Genomic DNA, 18,083 nt, shown 5'->3' with positions numbered 1-18,083 from the left:
CTTTTCAGAAGGCGCAGCCCGGCTTGATGCCGAGCTTTCTGAACACGAAGGCGGCCGGACAGAGGCCGGTGAAGGCCGACTGGAGCAGGTTCAGGCCGATGAAGACGGTGAACCAGACGAAGAGCGGCGACACCCAAACCGTCAACACGACGGAGAGCAGCACCATGACGCCGGCGAATGCGAGAACAGTCCTGTCGAGGCTCATCACAACATCCTTTCATATGATGATGTGTGCATGTATAAACATATCCGGCAGAACGCAAGGGCCAATGAAGGCCATTGGGTTTTGATATTGCGGTGAAGGCTGGCTGGCGTTGCCCTGGATCAAAACAGGCCGCCGGATACGCCATCGCATATTGACGAAATCGGCGGTACGGCCGACTTCAAAGAAAGGCTGTCAGATGATGTTGGCGCAGACGATGACGATAAACGCCGAGAAACTGGATGCGAACGCGCGCGAGGCCGCCGGCCTGCTCACGGCGATGGCGAACGAGAACCGGCTGCGCATTCTGTGCCGACTGCTGGAAGGCGAGGTGAGCGTGAACGAGCTCGCCGAGCAGGTGGGAATGAACCAGTCGGCGCTGTCGCAGCAGCTCGGCAAGCTGCGTGCATTGAGGCTGGTCGACACACGCCGTGATGCAAGGCAGATCTATTACCGCCTCGCTTCGCCGGAGGTGAGCAAGGTCCTCGAAACGCTATACGGCATCTATTGCGAACCGGACGCACGGTAGCGCCGCGCGGAAAGCGGCACCGCCGCTGCGCCGTCAGCGATTGTCTTCGACGATCATCTCGGCCGCCTTCCAGCCGATCATCATCGTCGCAGCGTTGGTATTGCCCGAGATGATCGACGGAAAGACCGAGGCGTCGGCGACACGCAGCCCCGCTATGCCGTGGACGGCAAGGCGCGGCGAGACCACACCATTGTCCTGGTCGGGCGACATGCGGCAGGTCGAGACCGGATGGAAGACCGTACCGGCGCGGGCGCGGATGTCGGCCAGTAGCTGCTCGTCTGTCTGGACGGAAGCGCCGGGGCGCATCTCCTCGACGATAAAAGGCGACAGTGCCTGCGTCGCGGCCATGCGGCGCAGGAAGCGCACGCCGGCCACCAGCTCCATCTGATCATGCGGATCCGACAGCGCATTGACGGTGATGCGCGGTGGTTGGCCTGGGTCAGGCGAAGCGATGACGATCTCCCCGGTGCTTCTCGGCCGGCAGTTGGAGACACCCATTGCGAAGCCGGGCCAGGGATCGATCTCGCGTATCGCACTGCCGCCCGGACGCGGCGGAACCGCCGAATTTGCCTGGAAATAGATCTGCAGGTTCGGCCGCGAAAGGGCCGGATCGCTGCGCAGAAATCCGCCGCCCTGGTTGACGCTCATCGCCAGCGGCCCGGTGCGGGTCAGAACGTAGCGGCCGCCGATGAAGGCCTTGCCCCACCAGGAGCGGAGCAGGCGGTTGAGGGTCGGCACGTTTGCCCGCCAGGCGTAGTTGACGCTTTGATGGTCCTGGAGATTGGCACCGACGTGCCGGTTGTCCGCGACGACGGGAACACCCAATCCCCTCAGCAACTCGCCGGGTCCGATGCCGGAGAGCTGGAGCAGTTGTGGAGAAGCGATGGAGCCGGCGCTCAGCACAACCTCCCGTCTTGCCTGCGCGATGGCCAGTGCCGAGATTGTAGATCGTGAGATGCTGCGCATGGGATGGGAGGAACAGAGGGGAGCGGCATCGCCAGGAGCCACGCTCCTGAAACGACGTGCCGTTCAGCTCGGCTTATCTGTCGAGCTTCGGAGCCCAGGGCGTCAGTCGGACCTGGATTGCGGAGACGAGCTGGTAGAGCGTCACGCTGATCGTTGCGAGCACGATCACGGCCGCCATCGCCATCGGAATGTCGAAGTCGCTGGTCGACCGCACGACGATGTAACCGAGCCCGGAATTGGCACTGACGAATTCGCCGACCACCGCGCCGATGACTGAACCGGTGATGCCGATGCGGAAACCGTTGAAGATGAAGGGCAGCGCGTTGGGCAGCGATATGGTGAGCACGCGCTCCACCTTGGACGCGCCGACCGTGATGCCGAGGTCGTTCATGTCGCGCGGGGTATTCAGAATGCCCGACGCGGTCGACACCATGATGGGAAAGAAGCTGATCAGGGTGACGACGATCAACCGCGATGTCAGCCCGACGCCGAAGACGACCACGACGATCGGCGCGATCGCGATCACCGGCACGGCATGCGCGAAGACGATCAGCGGATAGAGCGCTTCGGAAGTGAACCGGTTGGCGGCGAGCAGCACGCCGAGCGGCACGGCGATCGCGGCCGCCATGGCGAAGCCGAGCAGGATGGTCTGCAGCGTCGCCAGCGTATGGACCGTAAGCAGCGGCCAGCCGAAATTGACTGCGGCGCGAAAGATGGCGGTGGGCGCCGGCAGCAGGAATTCCGGCACGTCGAAGGCGCGCACGACGAACTGCCACAGCGCCAGCGCGGCCAGGAAGGCGAAGATTGGAAGGAGGATCGGGCGGAGTGCTGCGTTGCTCATGCCGCGGCCCTTCCATAAATGCCTTCGCGGACGCGGTCGGAATACTGCGCGAAGCGCGGATCGTGCAGCGTGGCCGGGGTGCGGTCCGGCGCCAGCTCGACGACGAAGCTGTCCTTGAGACGGCCGGGCCGCGGCGCCATCACGACGATGCGATCGGCAAGCAGCACCGATTCCGAAATGGAGTGTGTGACGAACAGGATCGTCTTGCCGGTATGGCGATGGATACGGCGAAGCTCGAACTGGAGCTCCTCGCGCGTCAACGCGTCGAGCGCGCTGAAGGGCTCGTCCATCAAAAGGATCTTCGGATCGAGCACCAGCGAGCGGCAGATCGCGACGCGCTGCTGCATGCCGCCCGACAGTTCCGATGGATAGGCGTTTTCGAACCGCTCCAGGCCGACGAGCGCCAGCAGCTCGCGCGCCCGCGCCCGGTGGTCGATGCCTGCGACAGGCGAGCCGAAGCGGACGGGATAGAGCACATTGTCGATCACCGTCTTCCACGGCAGGAGGTTGGGAGACTGGAAGACGAGGGCGACGCGCGAGAAGCCGCGCAGGCTTTCGGCTCCCGCCACCCGCACCTGGCCTTTGGTCGCTTCCGTCAGTTGCGCGACGAGGCGCAGCGCTGTCGACTTGCCACAGCCGGACGGTCCGACCAGCGAGACGAATTCGCCCTGGGCCACCGAAAGGTCGAAGCTGTCGAGGGCGAGGACGGGCTCGCCATGCCGTGTCCGGAACTCCACGGACACATGGTCGAACCGTATCGCCTCGGCATTTGCAGGCAAGCCGGCGGCCGGTTGGTCCGAAATCGTCAAGGACAGCTCCGCGTTGCAATGAACCGAACAGACAGCCCGCTGCCGACGCAGCGGTCATGATCACATATCCTCCCGCAACCAAGCCTAGTCGAAGGATTGCGCGGGAAACAAGCGGTTCGGCGGCCTTCGACTGTGCGTATTTTCCGCACACGAAGTGCCAAAGATTGCGCTTCTCAGCGAACGCCTTCCCGACGCAGTCTCGCGATGTTCACATCCAGGAGCACAGCGTGTCGGAAGCAAGCATCCGCAAATCCCTGGTCGACGTCGCGCTCGGCGCGGCCGAGGCCGATCTCGTCCTGACCAATGCCAGGATCTTCTACACGCTGTCGCGCGAGATCATCCTGTCCGACATCGCCATCCTCGGCGACCGCGTGGCCGCGGTCTCGCTCGCCGGCCAGAACGCCTGGCGCACCAGGGCGACCAAGGATCTCGAAGGCCGCTATGTCACGCCCGGCTTCATGGACCCTCACGTCCATGTCGAATCGTCGATGCTGACGGTGCGCGAATATTCGAAGGCGACGGTCAGCCAGGGCGTGACCTTCATCGGGGCAGATCCGCACGAGATCGGCAACGTGCTCGGCGTGCCGGGCATGCGGCTGATGTTCGACGAGGCGAAATACGTACCGCTGAAGATGCAGCTGCGCGTGCCGGCGCGCATTCCCGCCATGCCGGAGTGGTTGGAGACCTCCGGCGCGCGGGTCGACATCGAGGCCACCGGCAAGCTGATGGACTGGCCGGAGGCGCTGTGCCTCGCCGGCGACATCAATCCGCAGCTCCTCATCCGCAAGGACGACGAGCAGATGACGAAGATCGAGATGGGCATCGCGCGCGGCATGACCATTTCGGGCCAGTCGCCTTACCTGACCGGGCAGGATCTCAACGCCTACGTGGCGGCGGGGCCCGAAGACAGCCACGTCGCCAAGAGCGTCGACGAGATCGTCGAGAACCAGCGCATGGGGCTGCGGACTGTATTCGCGCTCAGGCCGCACCGGCTTCACCGGCCGGAGCTGCGCCAGCTTGCCGGGGTGATCCGGGAGCGAGGCCTCGACACGCGCTACCTGCAGTTCTGCACCGACGACGTCTATGCGCACGAGCTGATCGACGAGGGCCACATCAACACTCGCATCAGGATCGCCATCGAGGAAGGCATCGATCCGATGACGGCTTACCAGATGGCGACGATCAATGTCGCGGAAGGGCTGCGGATCAACCGCATGTACGGCTCGGTCACGCCGGGAAAATATGCCGACCTGGTCGTGCTCGACGATTTTGAGAAGGTGGAGATCTTCGCAACGATGATCGACGGGGAATGGGCCTATCTCGACGGCGAACATGCGCCGTCCAAAGGGAACTTCACCTATCCGGACTGGTCGAAGCAGACCATGCGGGTCAGCGGCGCGATCACGGCGGACATGCTCGCGGTCAGGGTCTCCAGCAATGCGAGCGCGGCGCGCGTGCGTGCGCTGGCCGTCACTTCGCCGAAGTCGGAGGAGGAGTTCACGCTGCCGGTGGTCGACGGGGTCGTCATGCCGGATCCGGAGGCTGGCGCTTCCTCGGTCGCGGTGATCGACCGCCACAAAGCGTCCGGCCGCATCGGCAAGGGCTTCGTGAGCAAGCTCTTCCTCAAGCGCGGGGCGATCGCGTCCACCGTGTCGCATGACGCGCACAACCTGATGGTGATCGGCGCCAGCCATGAAGATATGGCGATCGCCGCCAACCGCGTCATCGCCAACAATGGCGGCTATGCGCTCGTCCTCGACGGCGAGGTGATCTACGAGCTGCCGCTGCCGATCGCGGGCCTGCTGAGCGAGGGATCGCTCGAGGAGGTTGCGGCCTGGACGCGCGAGATGGTGGAGATCCTGTCCGAAAGGCTCGGCGCGCCGCGCATGCAGAAGGTGCTGCTGCGCATGAACGGGCTCAGCCTGCCCAACATTCCAAACTACGGCTTCACCGACTTCGGCATGATGTCGACCAACGACTTGGTCACGCTGGAGCCGGTAATCGCCGAGGGAAGTGCCGCCGAACTCGGCGGCTGCATGCACGATCACTGATCCGTCCTCTCATCTCCCGGAGACCTTCCATGACTCGCAAGTTTCTAATGTCCGTCGCGGCCCTCGCGGTCGCCGCCGGTTCCATTCTGTCCACGGCGGCACGCGCTGCCGACGACGTCACGTTGATGCTCGACTGGACGCCCGGCGGCCTCGCGGGGGCCTGGTATCTCGGCGCCAAAAACGGCTGCTTCGGCGACAGGGGCATCAACCTCACCGTCGAGCGCGGTTATGGCGGCGGCGATACGGTGACCAAGATCGCAGCCGGCGTCGCGCCGTTCGGCACCGCCGACCTGAGCTCGATCATGCTGGGCAAGATCACCGCCGGCGCCAAGGTGAAGGCGATCATGCCGATCTATTCGACCTCGCCGGTCGCGGTCGCGGTGCTGGCCGACAGCGGCATCGGCAAGATCGCCGATCTCGAGGGCAAGACGATCGCGCATGCACCGGGCGATTCCGGCATCAAGATCCTGCCGATCGCCTTCGGCAAATCCGGAGCGGACTTCGCCAAGGTGAAGGTCGAGACCGTGGAGGCGGCGACGCTCAGCGGCCTGCTGATCCAGGGCCAGGTCAACGCCATCACCACCTTCGTGACGACCGCGATGCTGATCAACGCGGCGGCGCAGAAGGCCGGCAAGGAGGTCAAGACGATCAACTTCGCCTCCGAGCTCGGCGTCTATTCCAATTCGCTCCTCGCCTCCGAGGACACGATCGCGAAGAACCCGGACCTCGTCGCCCGCTTCAAGGAGGCCGCCATCTGTTCCTTCGAGGCCGCCAAGGCCGATCCGGATGGCGCGGTCGAGGCGATGAACGCCGTCGTCGGCGGTCTCGACGTGGCCGTGCACACCGGCATCGCCAAGGCCGCCCTGCCGCTGGTCTTCGAGGACGCGAAGTTCAAGGCAAGCGGTTTCGGCTGGAACATGGACGGTGTTGCGGCGACGCTCGACGTCGCGAAGCAGGCGCAGGGCGTGACCACGGAGCTGACGCCCGCCGATTTCATCTACGAGAAGTAACGCCGTCCCGGCGCGACGGCGGCTTGCTTTCTCCGCCGCCACGCATTGGACAGGGGCAGCGATTCCGGCCAGTGTGTCGGCAGACCATTGGCCGGGTTCCTGCCTTTCATGTGCAATAACAGAACGGATCGCATCCCATGCCGCTGATCGCCTCGGCGGCAATCTTGCTCAATGCTGTCGCCAAGGCCGGTTCCATCCGCGGCGCGGCGGCGAAGCAGAACATCTCGCCCTCGGCCCTCAACCGGCAGATCCTCAACCTGGAGGAGGAATACGGCGCGCAACTGTTCGAGCGGCTGCCGCGCGGCGTGCGGCTGACGGCGGCCGGCGAGGTGCTGGTGGCGGACGTGCGTCGCTGGTTGCAGGACCAGGAGAAGTCGCGGCGGCATCTGGCCGAACTAAAGGGCGACATCAAGGGCCACACCTCCATCGGCCTGATGGAGAGCCTGTCCGAATACATGGTGTCGCGGCTGATGACCTCGATGCGCGAGCGCCGGTCGCTGATCTCGCTCGACATCGTGGTCGGCGGCACGGAGACGCTGATCGACCGGCTGCTTGCTGGCGAGCTCGATCTCGTCATCTGCTACGCCGCGCCCAGTCTTCCCGACCTCGCCGTGATCAAGATGGTCGAACCGCGTCCCGGCATCATCGTCGGGCGCGACCATCCGCTGGCCAACAAGAAGAGCATCCGTATCAGCGACTGCTCGGACTATTCCTTCGTCATGCCGGACGCTTCGCTCAGCCTGCGCGAGAAGCTGGACAAGTCGCTCGAGCGGCTGAAGTTCACTCCGCGCCACATCGTCACGACGAACTCGATCCGGGTGACGAAGATGCTGGTGCGCGATCACGGCCAGATCGCCGTGCTGGGGCTGGCGGACGTGTTTCTCGACATCGATCCGGAAGGCGTCGTCCACATTCCCTTCGCCGACAAGATCCATCCGGGCTCGCAACTGTCGCTGATTGCGCAGCGACACGCCCGCATGAGCCCGGTCACCGCGTTGATCGCGGATCGCCTCAAGGACATGCTGGGCGAGTTGCCCGGAGTTTGACCGAAGCGGGAATACCGCCTCGCTTCTGTCCCGTCGCAGAGAGGCGCGACCGGGAATGCCGGCGGCTCATTCGCCTGCGATGTCGATGCGATGCTCCGTCGGGCTGGCTGTTTCGACCGGCGTCTTCTGGCCGTAGCCATCGAGCGCGGCATGCCAGAGCCGCGTCAGCGTGTCGGCGACGACGTCAGGCTGGTCGGCGAGGTTGGCCAGCGGCGGGTTCATCTGGCCGTAGACCTTCAGCAGCAGTTCGTCGACCATGCTGATCAGTGCATATGTGGTGAGACGCAGTTCGTGGAGCTCGTCCTCCGCCAGCCGGCTCTTGCGCAGCACCCGACGTATCGACCGGTCCGACATCTGGCGGTCCGCCCGGCGGGCGACCTCGGCGATCAGGTCGTCCTCGTCCTTCAGATGGAAATGGCAGCGCATCAGGCCGACATTCTCGCGGAAGCAGCGGACATAGTGGCGGTTGCCGATGCTGATGGCTTCGTAGTCCGCCGTTTCGGGCGAGCTCTTCGGCCGCGTGGTGCGCACGAACTCGAAATAGTCGGCCAGTGTCTTGGCGACCAATTCACGCTTGCCGGCGAAGTATCTGTAGAATGTTCCATGGGCGAGCCTGGCTCGCTCGGTGATCATGTCGACCGAGATCGAATGATAGGCCCTCGTTTGCAGCAGCGAGGCCATGGCGATCTCTATCTGAAGTTCGGTGCGGACCGTCTTGCGGGAGTCACGGGCTTCGAAAAGCTTTTTCTCCAGATATTGGACGTAGTTGTACGTCACGTCTCAACACTCCCGCGGGCGGCGCCGTCGATCTCCGGCATAGCAATGAAAGTGCCCCTCGCAAAGACCGCTTGACAGAAAATGACGATCTTGTCACTTTTTGTCCGTCACGCTGGGATTGGACGCTGAATGGCCATCAGGGGTGCATCGATCGAATTTCGGGAGGTCCGCAAGACCTATGGCGACTTCGTCGCGCTCGAGAGCTTTTCGATGGATGTCGCCCCGGGTGAGTTCATGACCCTGCTCGGGCCGAGCGGCTCCGGAAAGACGACGGCCCTGAACAGCCTTGCCGGTTTTGTCGACATCAACCAGGGCGACATCCTGATCGACGGCGTCTCGATCGCCCGCATGCCGACCGAGAAGCGGAACATCGGCATGGTGTTCCAGAACTATTCCCTGTTCCCGCACCGCAACGTGCTCGCAAACGTCGCCTTTCCGCTTGAGATGCGCGGGGTCGCGAAGAGCGAAATCCTGAACCGGTCGATGAAGGCACTCGAAATGGTGCGGCTCGACGGGCTTGCGAAGCGCATGCCGCACGAACTGTCGGGCGGGCAGAAGCAGCGCGTGGCCTTCGCCCGTGCGGTCGTGTTCGAGCCGCGCGTCCTTCTCATGGACGAGCCGCTGGGCGCGCTCGACCTGAAGCTGCGCGAGGCGCTGCAGATCGAGATCAAGCAGTACCAGCGCGAGATCGGCTGCACGGTCATCTACGTCACGCACGACCAGGGCGAGGCGCTTGCGCTGTCGGATCGCCTGGCCGTGATGGAGAAGGGAGCGATCCGCCAGCTCGGCACCCCGGAAGACCTCTACGACCGGCCGAACTCTCGTTTCGTCGCGGAGTTCATCGGCTCGAACAACATCCTGAAAATCCGCGGTCAGACGGAAGAAGGTGTTCTCGTGGAAGGCCTCGGCGTCGTGCGCATTCCCGCGATGTCGGGCCATGCCGGCGGCTTCGTCGCGCTGCGGCCCGAGCATATCCGCAGATCGTCCGGCGAGAACTGGCCCGTCACCGTGCGGCAGGCGGTCTTTTTCGGCGACGCGGTCCGTTACGTGGTCGAGGCAAAGGATGGAACGACCTTTTCGTTCGTGGAATCGCGCCAGCCCGGCACGGAGATCTCGGCGCCAGGCGCATCTATCGGCATCGCTTTCGACGAGGACAACATAACCCTTTTGCCGGCTTAGGCCGGTGCAGGCTCACAGGCATCGCAACGAAGAACAGGGAACACTTCGATGGCAAATCTGACGAGACGTGCATTCAATATCGGGGCGGCATCCGTCGCTCTCGCCGCGTCGGCTCTCCGTCCGGCATTTGCCGAGGACGTGGAGATCGTCGTCAACGGTTCGGGCGGCTCGCTGGCCGAAGTGCTGAAGAAGCTGTTCGAAGATCCGTTCACGGAAGCGACCGGCATCAAGGTCCGCTCGACCGCTCCGGTGAGCCTTCCGAAACTGAAGGCCATGGTGGAGTCCGGCAATGTCGAGTGGGATCTGACCGAGCTCAACGGCGACGACGTCGCGCTCGCGACCGAGGCCGGCTGGCTGGAAAAGATCGACTACTCGATCATCGATCCCGACAACAAGCTGCCGGAGATGGCCAAGCTGCCGACGGCGATGGTCCGCGCCTCCTACTCCACTGTGATGGCCTATCGCACCGACCGCTTCGAGGGAAAGGCACCGAAGACCTGGGCCGATTTCTGGGACGTCGCCACCTTCCCGGGACCGCGTTCGCTCGAGAACTCGCCGAAGGGCAACCTCGAATTCGCCCTGGTCGCCGCCGGCGTGCCGCTCGACAAGATCTACCCGATCGATGTCGACAAGGCTTTTGAAAAGCTCGACGAGATCAAGGACCATATCCCCGTCTGGTGGGAGAACGGCGCCCAGCACGTGCAGCTGCTGGTCGACGGCGAGGTCAACATGACCTCGTGCTGGAACGGCCGCATCACCCCGCTCAAGAAAGAAGGCAAGCCCGTCGACATCAGCTGGGACGGCGGCGCGCTGATGCTGTCTTATCTCGGGATTCCGAAGGGCGCGAAGCATCCCAAGGAAGCGATGGAGTTCATGAAGTATCGCATGGATCCGAAGGCGTCTGCCGAATTCGTGAAGATGGTGCCGTATCCGGGCTTCGTGCCCGGCATGATGGAGCTGCTCGAACCCGAATTCGTCGCAACCTTGCCCACGGCGCCGGAGAACGCGGCCGTTCAGTTCCGCTTCGATGGCGACTGGTGGGCGAAGAACCTGGAAACGGTACAGAAGCGCTGGAACGAATGGCTGCTCCTCTAAGGGCAGCCGAGCAATGAGGCAGCACAAAGAGAAGAAGCCCGATCGATGATGATGAGCAGGCCGACCACGCTGTTACTGCTGCTGCCCGCGGTACTGTTGGTCGGCCTGCTTTTCATCGTGCCCATCGTCGGCATCCTCGGGTTGAGCGTGCACGACGACGCCGGGTTCACGATGGCTCCGGTCCGGGAACTTCTGGAATCGCGTGTCGCGCTGGTCGTTCTCGAGCGTACCTTCTGGCTGGCGCTGACGGTGACGGCGATCTGCCTGGTGCTCGGCTATCCGGCCGCGTATTTCATGAGCGGCCTGCGCCCGAAGGTACGCGCCTACGTGACATATCTGATCCTGCTGCCGTTCTGGATCAGCATCCTGATCCGGACATATACCTGGATCGTTGTCCTCGGGCGTGAAGGCGTTGTGAACCGGCTTCTCGGCTCGATAGGTCTGTCGCCGGTGCAGATTCTCTACACCGACACGGCGGTACGCATCGGCATGGTGCAGATACTGCTGCCCATCGTGATCCTCACCTGTCTGGCATCGATGCTCGACATCGACCGCGGACTGATCAAGGCGGCCCGCTCGCTTGGCGCAACGCCGGCGCAGGCCTTCCTCAAGGTCTTCCTGCCGCTGAGCCTGAGCGGCGTCGCCACCGGCGGCATCATATGTTTCATCCTGAGCCTCGGCTTTTTCGTGACGCCGGCGCTGCTCGGCGGCCGCCGCTCCATCATCATCGCCAACCTGATCGACATTCAGGTGCACCAGACGCTGAACTGGGGCTTCGCGGCGGTGCTGGCCAGCGCCCTGCTGATCGTGACGCTCGCTTGCCTCGGCCTCTTCCGGCTGGCGACGCGCGGCCGGGCCGAATTCTCCGGCGCGGGGCTCGGCCGATGATGAGATCCTTCCTCGCCGTCTACTTCGTGGCGCTGGTGCTTTTCCTGATTCTGCCGCTGATCTTCCTCGTGCCGATCTCGCTGACCGAGAGCCAGTTTCTCGAATTCCCGCCCCGGTCCCTGTCGCTGCGCTGGTATGCGGCCTTCTTCGAGGACCCTACCTGGGTCCGCGCGGCCCTTCTGTCCTTCCGTGTCGGCATAGGCGCGACGATCATCAGCCTTGTCGCCGGAACGCTGGCCTCGGTGGCGCTGGTGCGCGCCAGCTTTCCGGGCAAGGGCCTCCTGACCGCGATCTTCATCGCGCCGCTGATCCTGCCGACCGTCGTTCTGGCGCTTGCCCTCTACATCGTCTTCCTGCGCTACCGGCTGGTGGACAATGTCTGGGCGCTCACCGTGGCGCATTCGGTCGTGGCGATTCCCTATGTGGTGCTTCTCGTCTCGGCGAGCCTGAGACGTTTCGACACCACGATCGAGCGCGCGGCGCGGGTACTCGGCGCGGGGCCGGTCAAGGCCTTCATGCTGGTGACCCTGCCCTATCTGGTGCCGTCGATGTTCGCAGCCGGGGTGCTCGCCTTCTTCGCCTCGTTCGACGAACTCATCATCACGCTGTTCGTCTCCGGCGGCGCGCAGACGCTGCCCGTCCGCATCTGGAACGACCTCGGCCTGAAGCTGGATCCCACGGTTCCGGCCGTCGCCGTGATGCTGACCATGCTCAGCATCGCCGGCATGGGCATCGGCGAACTCATCCGCCGGCGCAACGAGCGCCGCTACCAGACCACAACATTCGCAGAGGCCTGACATGCACGGCACCGCAGCATCACCCAAACCGTGGCCGGAGCTCCGCAAGGAGGTCGATCGTCTGGTCGGCGCGATCGAGGCGACGCCGCTGTCGCCCAACATCTGGTCGCTGGTCGAGGCCTGCGTGGCGGCGAACGGCAGCAAGCCGATGTGGACCTTCTTCGAAGAGAAGGAGGATGCGACGGCAACCTATGACGAGGTCAAGGCACGAATCGAGACCACCGCGGCGGCGCTTCATGCCGCAGGCGTGCGCAAGGGGTCGCATGTCGCAGTGATGCTGCCGAACATTCCGCAGTTTCCCGCGACATGGCTGGCGATCGCCAGGCTGGGCGCAGTGATGGTGCCGGTCAACATCAACTACACCGGCCGTGAACTGCATTACGTGCTGACGGATTCCGATTCCGGCTTTCTCGTCATCCACGCCGATTGCCTGCCTGCCTATGCGGCGCTCGATGGCGAGCCGCCGTTCTCCGCCGAAAACGTGCTCGTGGTCGGCGCCGCCCCCGAAGGCGCGCGCGACCTGGGCGAACTCATACGCACGGCTCCGAAACTGCCGGAAGGCCTGCCGGCGCCGGCGATCGACGACCTCGTCAACATCCAGTACACGTCCGGCACCACCGGCTTTCCCAAGGGGTGCATGCTGACGCATCGCTACTGGCTGACTTTGTCGCTGGTGGCCGAGATGCGTGGCGGACAGGACGAGCAGGCGACCAACATCCTCGTCGCCCAACCCTATTTCTACATGGACCCGCAGTGGCTCACCCTGATGGCCATGCGCGCCGGCGGACAGATCTTCGCCGCGAAACGGGCGAGCTCGACCCGTTTCATGGACTGGGTGCGCAGATATGACATCCACTACTGCCTGTTCCCCGAGATCGTCTACCAGCAGCCGGAGGAGGCGCTCGACGGCGCGAACAGTCTCAAGCGCATCTCGATCTTCGGCTTCGACAAGGAGCGGCACGCCGATCTCGAACGGCGCTACAACACGGTCGCGCGCGAAAGCTTCGGCATGACGGAGGTCGGCTCGGCATTGTTCACGCCGCGCGAGGCGACCCACATGGTCGGCTCCGGCACCTGCGGCGTCCCCTCGCCCTTCCGCGAGGCCAAGATTGTCGACGCCGACGGCAAGGAGGTGCCTGTCGGCGAGACCGGCGAACTGTGCATCCGCGGTCCCGGTATCATGCTCGGCTACTACAAAAAGCCGGAAGCCAATGAATCGTCCTATTTCGGCGACTGGTTCCGCACCGGCGACCTGTTCTGGAAGGACGAGCAGGGCTTCCACTATATCGTGGGCCGGCTGAAGGACATGATCCGCCGCTCAGGCGAGAACATCGCCGCCCGCGAGGTCGAGGCGGTGCTGCGCGAAGTACCCGGCGCTACTGGAGGCAGCCGCCGTTGGGGTCAAGGACACGGCCCGCGGCGAGGAGGTGAAAGCCTATCTCGTGCTGCAGCCGGGCGTGAAGCAGGCCGACGTGCCACCGGAGGCCGTCTTCGAGCATTGCAGGGCCAGGCTCGCGGCCTTCAAGATCCCGCGCTTCCTGGAATACCGCGAGTCGCTGCCCAAGACCCCTTCCGAGAAGATCGCCAAGCAGAAGCTGGTGGCGGAGAAGCCCGACCTGAGGGTCGGCAGTTTCGACCGCGTCGCCGGCGCGTGGCTCTAACGCATTTCAGGAGATTTTTCGCATGCCTTTCGAATATGAGCGCAAGGGTAAGGTCGGCTATTTCACGATCCGCAACGGCAGCGTGAACCCGATGACACCTGCGATGCACAAGGAACTCTACGGTCACATGATCGAGTTCCTCGCCGACGACAACGTGCATGTCGGCATCATGCAGGGTGCAGGCGACCGCGCCTTCTCGGCCGGCGACGACATCAAGACCGAATACGCCAAGTTCGACACACCGAGGGACGAGCTTGAATATTACATGTGGCCGAAGTTCCGCATGGAGACCAAGACGCCCGACACGTTCACCTGGTCGCGCGAGGTGCTGGCGCTCGACCGGTTCAAGCCGATCATCGCGGCCGTGCGCGGCTACTGCTTCGGCCAGGCCATGATCTATCTCAGCCAGCTGACCGATATCCGCGTCTGCTCACCGGATGCGAAGTTCGGTTTCCCCGAGATCAACTATGGCATGGGCGGCGCCGGCGGCTCGACGCGGCTGTCGCGTTTCATCCCGCATACCATCGCCATGGAGATGCTGCTGACGGGCGACCCGCTGGATGCCGAACAGGCGCTGCGCGCCAATCTCGTCAATGCCGTCGTTCCAGCCGATCAAGTGCTCGCCAAGGCTGAGGATTATGCCGAACGCATCGCCCGCCATCCGCTGATCGCGCTGCGGATCGAGATGGAAGCGTCGATGCGCGGCATGGACATGCGCCGGATGGAGGCGCTGGAATATGTCAAGAACCTCTACCGCATGCAGCGCATGGCCTATGGCGGCGAGGAGCGGGTCGAAGGCTTTCTGTACAAGTCGGGCAAACCCGACGCCTAGCCGACTTCGACAGGTCTATCGCGAAGACAGCGCCCGGCTGCTCTGCAGCAGCCTGTCACGGAGGGCGTCGATCCCTTGTCAGACAGTAGCCATCGCGCCCTGCCTGGCCGATCGCATCAATTTGGCCGCCGGATACAACAGAACAGCTGGTCCGACCTCTTCATCGAGGTCTTCGGGGAGCGAGGCCATCACGCCCGTTCGGCGGTTGGCATGGCCTCGCTCCCGGGCAACATCACGGTCGAGATCGAGGCGGTCATCTCGATTCTCGACTGACGTGGCCTGTAGGTCAGGCGGCCACCGGCACCTTGGTATCCGACATGCGGTAGCGGAACTTGGTGTCGGTGAGGCCGGCGGCGTCGGACAGCTCGGCCGCGAACAATTGCGCGGCAAAGATGTTCAGGATGCCCTGGGCGATCTGGTTTGCCTGCTTCGGGACGGTCACGACCGTGAGGAGTTCACCATCCGCGATGCCGGCATGGGTCGTGATCAGCAGGACAGGGCACCCAATCTTCTCGACCTGATGCGCCAGCTCGATCTCGCGGCCGTCGCCGAAGATGACGACACCGGTGGTGGCATCCATCGATTCCAGCGGTCCATGCAGATAGTGGCGGGTGTCGTAGGCGGAGGCCGGAATGCGCGACGCCTCCCGGATCAGCAACGACGCACCGTCTGCGGTGCCGAGAGACGATCCGGCGCCGACGCAGTCGATGGCGCGGCGTTGCAGGAACAGCTCGCCCAGCCGCTTCATCTTGTGGGCCGCAGCCGAGAGAACGTGCCGCGACAGGTCGGGGATGGCGGCAAAGACATCGTCCGTCTCGCCGAGCATCTTCTGGAACGCCATGCCCATCGCCAGCAGCGTGGCCGTGTAGCCGGTGCTGGAGGGCGTGGCGTCGGAGCCGTTGTTCAGCGTCACGTGGAAGTCCGACGCCTCGGCGAGGGGGCTCTTCGGATCATTGGTGATCGCGAGTCGCTTCGCCGAAGGCAGCTTCTCGTGCGCCAGCACGGTCTCGACGCTGCGGCCGCGATGCGACAGGCCGACGAGCGCGTCGACGAGATCGTATCCTTCGGCCATGTCACAGGCGCGGATGGCGAAGGCGCGGCGGCCCTTCGTCTGCAGTTCGCCCGCGCCGACGACGGCTGCCGCGAAGCTGGCGCCGATGCCGGTGATGCCGATCACCGGCCGGTCCAGCGGCTTGAGGTCCAATCCCGCGAGCTGATCGCGCGCGGCCGAATATGTGTCCGCCAATGCTTCGGGTTGACGCGCAATGGTTGAACGGTAGCTCATGACTTTCCCTTCCTGTGAGCAGCTCGAGGCGATGTCAGCGCGCGAGGCGCTTCAGTTCGCCGGTCGAGGATTGGGCGACAGCCGCGGCGAGGCGGCAGGCGCCTTCGACCGGACTGCCGCTGAACAGATGCGGCGTGATCCGCGCCGAAGAGCGTTCGGAGACCGCATGCGAGAACGCCTGCCAGAGCGAGGCCTGCGCGACGATGACGCTGCCTCCTGCGACGACGTGGCTGGCGCCAGCGCCGCGGGCATCGAGATGCATGACGAGCTGGGCGAGTTCCTGTCCGCCTTCGCGAATGACCCGCCGGGCGAGTTCCGAGCCATACGCGGCGGCCTCGAAGACCACCTCGGCATGGGCGCCGATGGCGGCCGGGCCGCCAAGGGAGGCAAGGGCGCTGCCGAGCCGGGGGATGGCGGGAACGTCGAGGGCGTGGAGAAGCGCCTTGGCCAGAGGCTCGTCGGATTCTCCGCCGGCATCGAAATAGCGTGCAACGGCGCGCACCGCTTCACGCACCAGCCCGGCCGCGCTGCCTTCGTCGCCGACGACCCAGCCCCAGCCGCCGGCCGAGATCATCGCGCCTCCCTCCGGCCGGCAGACGGCTATCGAGCCGGTCCCGGCGACCACGCCGATCTGGCCGGTCAAGCCGAGCGCCAGAGGCATCAGCTCCGCGTCATTCACGACGGAGACGGGGATCTCGGTCAGGGCAGCGAAGGCGCGGCCGAAGGCCTGGCATTCCTCGTCATCGTCACAACCATGTGCGCCGACGCCGATCGCGGCCACCGGCATGCCGGCCGCAAGCTCGTCGACCATGTCCAGCAGGCGATGCGCATCGTCGTCCCAGCTGCGGGTGCGCCACTGCGCGCTTGGCACGATATGGTCGTTCACCCGGGCGGGGTCCCGCAGGCCGGCAAGTTCGGCGCGAAGGTGGGTCTTGGTGCCACCGATGTCGATGCCGACGATCAGTGAACCATTGGGCTGCGAGGTCTGTAAGGTCATTCGGTTCGTCCAGCCGCATTGCGCAGCCGTGTTCCATCGGGAGCGAAGAGAAGCGCGCGGCCGAGATCTCCGGCGATCCGCGCCGTGTCGGAGGATGCAGCCGCATCGCGGCCGGCGCGCGCTATGATGCGCGTTCCGTCGGCCAGATCGACATGGACATAGGATTCCGCGCCGAGCTCTTCGACGAAGGCGACGCGGCCGTCGAGCAGCAACCCGCCTTCCGGGGCGGGAGCGGCGGCGGAGACGAGCCTTAGATGCTCGGGGCGGAGCCCGATCTCGAGCTTGTCGAGCGGAGGCAGCCCCGCGAAATGCAGGCTCGCCGAGCCGCTGCCGCCGATCGCGTCCAGCTTGACCGATGACGCATCGGAGCCGGCGACGCGAGCAGGCAGGAAGTTCATCTTGGGGGAGCCGACGAAGCCGGCGACGAAGCGGTTGTCGGGATCGTCGTAGAGACGGAGCGGTGCGCCGGCCTGCTGGATCTTGCCGCCGTTCATCACGACCATCTTGTCGGCTAGCGTCATCGCCTCGACCTGGTCATGCGTCACATAGATCATGGTGGTGCCGAGGCGGCGGTGCAGCTCCATGAGCTCGGCACGCATCTGCACGCGCAGTTCGGCGTCCAGGTTGGACAGCGGCTCGTCGAACAGGAAGACGCGCGGCTCGCGCACGATGGCGCGGCCGATGGCGACGCGCTGCTTCTGTCCGCCGGACAGTTGCGCGGGCTTGCGGTCGAGAAGCTTTTCAAGGCGCAGGATCGCCGCCGCCTGCCGCACCTGCTCGGCGATGAAGTCCTTCGGCTTTCCGGCCATGCGCAGGCCGAACGACATGTTCTGGAAGACAGTCATATGCGGGTAGAGCGCGTAGGACTGGAACACCATCGCGGTGCCGCGCTTGGCAGGCTCGACATCGTTCACCACCTCGCCTTCGATGGCGATGGTGCCGGAGGTCGGGTCCTCGAGGCCGGTGATCATCCGCAGCAGCGTGGATTTTCCGCAGCCCGAAGGCCCGACGAAGACGACGAACTCGCCGCGTTCGATCGCGAGGTTCACGTCCTGCAGCACGTTCACCGTGCCAAAGGACTTGGTCACCGAGGAGATTTCCAGGAAGGCCATGTGGTG

The 18,083-nt window shown here is 64.6% G+C and carries 18 protein-coding genes and 2 pseudogenes; 12 read left to right on the top strand and 8 right to left on the bottom strand.

Features of this window, described 5'->3' with window-relative positions:
• Positions 1-4: 4 nt before the first annotated feature.
• Positions 5-205: a DUF2892 domain-containing protein gene (locus LRS09_RS10960; RefSeq protein ID WP_085462913.1), complete on the bottom strand. Its 201-nt coding sequence runs from the start codon at positions 203-205 to the stop codon at positions 5-7.
• Positions 206-419: 214 nt separating this feature from the next.
• Between LRS09_RS10960 and LRS09_RS10955 the strand changes: the two genes are divergently transcribed.
• Complete coding sequence (locus LRS09_RS10955; RefSeq protein WP_257806397.1) at positions 420-731, top strand: helix-turn-helix transcriptional regulator; 312 nt, start codon at positions 420-422, stop codon at positions 729-731.
• A gap of 33 nt (positions 732-764) precedes the next feature.
• Here LRS09_RS10955 and LRS09_RS10950 read toward each other — a convergent pair whose 3' ends face one another.
• The 3 genes from LRS09_RS10950 to LRS09_RS10940 form a co-directional block, all read right to left on the bottom strand.
• Positions 765-1,697, bottom strand: coding sequence for a GMC family oxidoreductase (locus LRS09_RS10950; protein WP_257806395.1), 933 nt, complete (start codon positions 1,695-1,697; stop codon positions 765-767).
• Between the two features lie 73 nt (positions 1,698-1,770).
• The gene (locus LRS09_RS10945) at positions 1,771-2,538 is read right to left on the bottom strand and encodes an ABC transporter permease (RefSeq protein ID WP_257806392.1); all 768 of its coding nucleotides are present in this window, start codon (positions 2,536-2,538) and stop codon (positions 1,771-1,773) included.
• On the bottom strand, positions 2,535-3,347 hold the full coding sequence (locus LRS09_RS10940; RefSeq protein WP_257806391.1) for an ABC transporter ATP-binding protein: 813 nt from the start codon (positions 3,345-3,347) through the stop codon (positions 2,535-2,537). Before LRS09_RS10940 ends, LRS09_RS10945 begins: the two co-directional genes overlap by 4 nt.
• Before the next feature lie 227 nt (positions 3,348-3,574).
• Here LRS09_RS10940 and LRS09_RS10935 point away from each other — a divergent pair, with 227 nt between their 5' ends.
• The 3 genes from LRS09_RS10935 (at position 3,575) to LRS09_RS10925 (ending at position 7,454) form a co-directional block, all read left to right on the top strand.
• Positions 3,575-5,398, top strand: a complete 1,824-nt coding sequence (locus LRS09_RS10935) for an adenine deaminase C-terminal domain-containing protein (protein WP_257806390.1) — start codon at positions 3,575-3,577, stop codon at positions 5,396-5,398.
• Between the two features lie 29 nt (positions 5,399-5,427).
• Positions 5,428-6,408, top strand: coding sequence for an ABC transporter substrate-binding protein (locus LRS09_RS10930; protein WP_257806389.1), 981 nt, complete (start codon positions 5,428-5,430; stop codon positions 6,406-6,408).
• Between the two features lie 137 nt (positions 6,409-6,545).
• Positions 6,546-7,454: a LysR family transcriptional regulator gene (locus LRS09_RS10925; RefSeq protein WP_257806387.1), complete on the top strand. Its 909-nt coding sequence runs from the start codon at positions 6,546-6,548 to the stop codon at positions 7,452-7,454.
• 66 nt (positions 7,455-7,520) lie between these two features.
• Here LRS09_RS10925 and LRS09_RS10920 read toward each other — a convergent pair whose 3' ends face one another.
• A complete protein-coding gene (locus LRS09_RS10920; protein ID WP_257806384.1) occupies positions 7,521-8,231 on the bottom strand; it encodes a TetR/AcrR family transcriptional regulator in 711 nt (236 codons plus the stop codon).
• A 129-nt stretch (positions 8,232-8,360) separates the two neighbouring features.
• Here LRS09_RS10920 and LRS09_RS10915 point away from each other — a divergent pair, with 129 nt between their 5' ends.
• The 8 genes and pseudogenes from LRS09_RS10915 to LRS09_RS10885 form a co-directional block, all read left to right on the top strand.
• On the top strand, positions 8,361-9,410 hold the full coding sequence (locus LRS09_RS10915; RefSeq protein ID WP_257806382.1) for an ABC transporter ATP-binding protein: 1,050 nt from the start codon (positions 8,361-8,363) through the stop codon (positions 9,408-9,410).
• A gap of 48 nt (positions 9,411-9,458) precedes the next feature.
• Entirely contained in the window at positions 9,459-10,505 is a 1,047-nt protein-coding gene (locus LRS09_RS10910) for an ABC transporter substrate-binding protein (protein WP_257806380.1), read from the top strand.
• A gap of 45 nt (positions 10,506-10,550) precedes the next feature.
• Positions 10,551-11,393, top strand: a complete 843-nt coding sequence (locus LRS09_RS10905; RefSeq protein WP_257806377.1) for an ABC transporter permease — start codon at positions 10,551-10,553, stop codon at positions 11,391-11,393.
• Positions 11,390-12,190: an ABC transporter permease gene (locus tag LRS09_RS10900; protein WP_257806375.1), complete on the top strand. Its 801-nt coding sequence runs from the start codon at positions 11,390-11,392 to the stop codon at positions 12,188-12,190. The genes LRS09_RS10905 and LRS09_RS10900 overlap by 4 nt, the downstream gene beginning before the upstream one ends.
• A gap of 1 nt (position 12,191) precedes the next feature.
• Positions 12,192-13,373: pseudogene (locus LRS09_RS10895) on the top strand (AMP-binding protein); the annotation flags it as partial.
• Positions 13,374-13,569: 196 nt separating this feature from the next.
• On the top strand, positions 13,570-13,851 hold the full coding sequence (locus LRS09_RS30260) for a hypothetical protein (RefSeq protein ID WP_374684906.1): 282 nt from the start codon (positions 13,570-13,572) through the stop codon (positions 13,849-13,851).
• Positions 13,852-13,873: 22 nt separating this feature from the next.
• Positions 13,874-14,683 carry an enoyl-CoA hydratase/isomerase family protein gene (locus LRS09_RS10890; RefSeq protein WP_257806368.1) on the top strand — a complete coding sequence of 270 codons (810 nt, stop codon included), beginning with the start codon at positions 13,874-13,876 and terminating at the stop codon, positions 14,681-14,683.
• Between the two features lie 141 nt (positions 14,684-14,824).
• Positions 14,825-14,956 (top strand): annotated as a pseudogene (locus tag LRS09_RS10885) (RidA family protein); the annotation flags it as partial.
• A gap of 13 nt (positions 14,957-14,969) precedes the next feature.
• Here the strand turns inward: LRS09_RS10885 and LRS09_RS10880 are convergent.
• The 3 genes from LRS09_RS10880 to LRS09_RS10870 are packed head-to-tail and all read right to left on the bottom strand — an operon-like array spanning position 14,970 to position 18,077.
• Positions 14,970-15,968, bottom strand: coding sequence for an SIS domain-containing protein (locus LRS09_RS10880; RefSeq protein ID WP_257806365.1), 999 nt, complete (start codon positions 15,966-15,968; stop codon positions 14,970-14,972).
• A gap of 34 nt (positions 15,969-16,002) precedes the next feature.
• Positions 16,003-16,965, bottom strand: coding sequence for an N-acetylglucosamine kinase (locus tag LRS09_RS10875; RefSeq protein WP_257806362.1), 963 nt, complete (start codon positions 16,963-16,965; stop codon positions 16,003-16,005).
• Positions 16,962-18,077, bottom strand: coding sequence for an ABC transporter ATP-binding protein (locus LRS09_RS10870; protein ID WP_257806360.1), 1,116 nt, complete (start codon positions 18,075-18,077; stop codon positions 16,962-16,964). The genes LRS09_RS10875 and LRS09_RS10870 overlap by 4 nt, the downstream gene beginning before the upstream one ends.
• Positions 18,078-18,083: the final 6 nt, after the last annotated feature.

This window comes from Mesorhizobium sp. J428 (assembly GCF_024699925.1).
In the GTDB taxonomy this organism is placed as follows: domain Bacteria; phylum Pseudomonadota; class Alphaproteobacteria; order Rhizobiales; family Rhizobiaceae; genus Mesorhizobium_A.
This window is presented reverse-complemented; position numbering and strand designations above follow the sequence as displayed.

Excerpts from the sequence above, each read along its gene's own strand:
- LRS09_RS10880 (WP_257806365.1), bottom strand. The coding sequence starts at position 15,968 with ATGAGCTACCGTTCAACCATTGCGCGTCAACCCGAAGCATTGGCGGAC.
- LRS09_RS10945 (WP_257806392.1), bottom strand. The coding sequence starts at position 2,538 with ATGAGCAACGCAGCACTCCGCCCGATCCTCCTTCCAATCTTCGCCTTC.
- LRS09_RS10955 (WP_257806397.1), top strand. The coding sequence starts at position 420 with ATGACGATAAACGCCGAGAAACTGGATGCGAACGCGCGCGAGGCCGCC.
- LRS09_RS10925 (WP_257806387.1), top strand. The coding sequence starts at position 6,546 with ATGCCGCTGATCGCCTCGGCGGCAATCTTGCTCAATGCTGTCGCCAAG.
- LRS09_RS10900 (WP_257806375.1), top strand. The coding sequence starts at position 11,390 with ATGATGAGATCCTTCCTCGCCGTCTACTTCGTGGCGCTGGTGCTTTTC.
- LRS09_RS10875 (WP_257806362.1), bottom strand. The coding sequence starts at position 16,965 with ATGACCTTACAGACCTCGCAGCCCAATGGTTCACTGATCGTCGGCATC.
- LRS09_RS10915 (WP_257806382.1), top strand. The coding sequence starts at position 8,361 with ATGGCCATCAGGGGTGCATCGATCGAATTTCGGGAGGTCCGCAAGACC.
- LRS09_RS10960 (WP_085462913.1), bottom strand. The coding sequence starts at position 205 with ATGAGCCTCGACAGGACTGTTCTCGCATTCGCCGGCGTCATGGTGCTG.
- LRS09_RS10930 (WP_257806389.1), top strand. The coding sequence starts at position 5,428 with ATGACTCGCAAGTTTCTAATGTCCGTCGCGGCCCTCGCGGTCGCCGCC.
- LRS09_RS10905 (WP_257806377.1), top strand. The coding sequence starts at position 10,551 with ATGATGATGAGCAGGCCGACCACGCTGTTACTGCTGCTGCCCGCGGTA.
- LRS09_RS10950 (WP_257806395.1), bottom strand. The coding sequence starts at position 1,697 with ATGCGCAGCATCTCACGATCTACAATCTCGGCACTGGCCATCGCGCAG.
- LRS09_RS10890 (WP_257806368.1), top strand. The coding sequence starts at position 13,874 with ATGCCTTTCGAATATGAGCGCAAGGGTAAGGTCGGCTATTTCACGATC.
- LRS09_RS10870 (WP_257806360.1), bottom strand. The coding sequence starts at position 18,077 with ATGGCCTTCCTGGAAATCTCCTCGGTGACCAAGTCCTTTGGCACGGTG.
- LRS09_RS10910 (WP_257806380.1), top strand. The coding sequence starts at position 9,459 with ATGGCAAATCTGACGAGACGTGCATTCAATATCGGGGCGGCATCCGTC.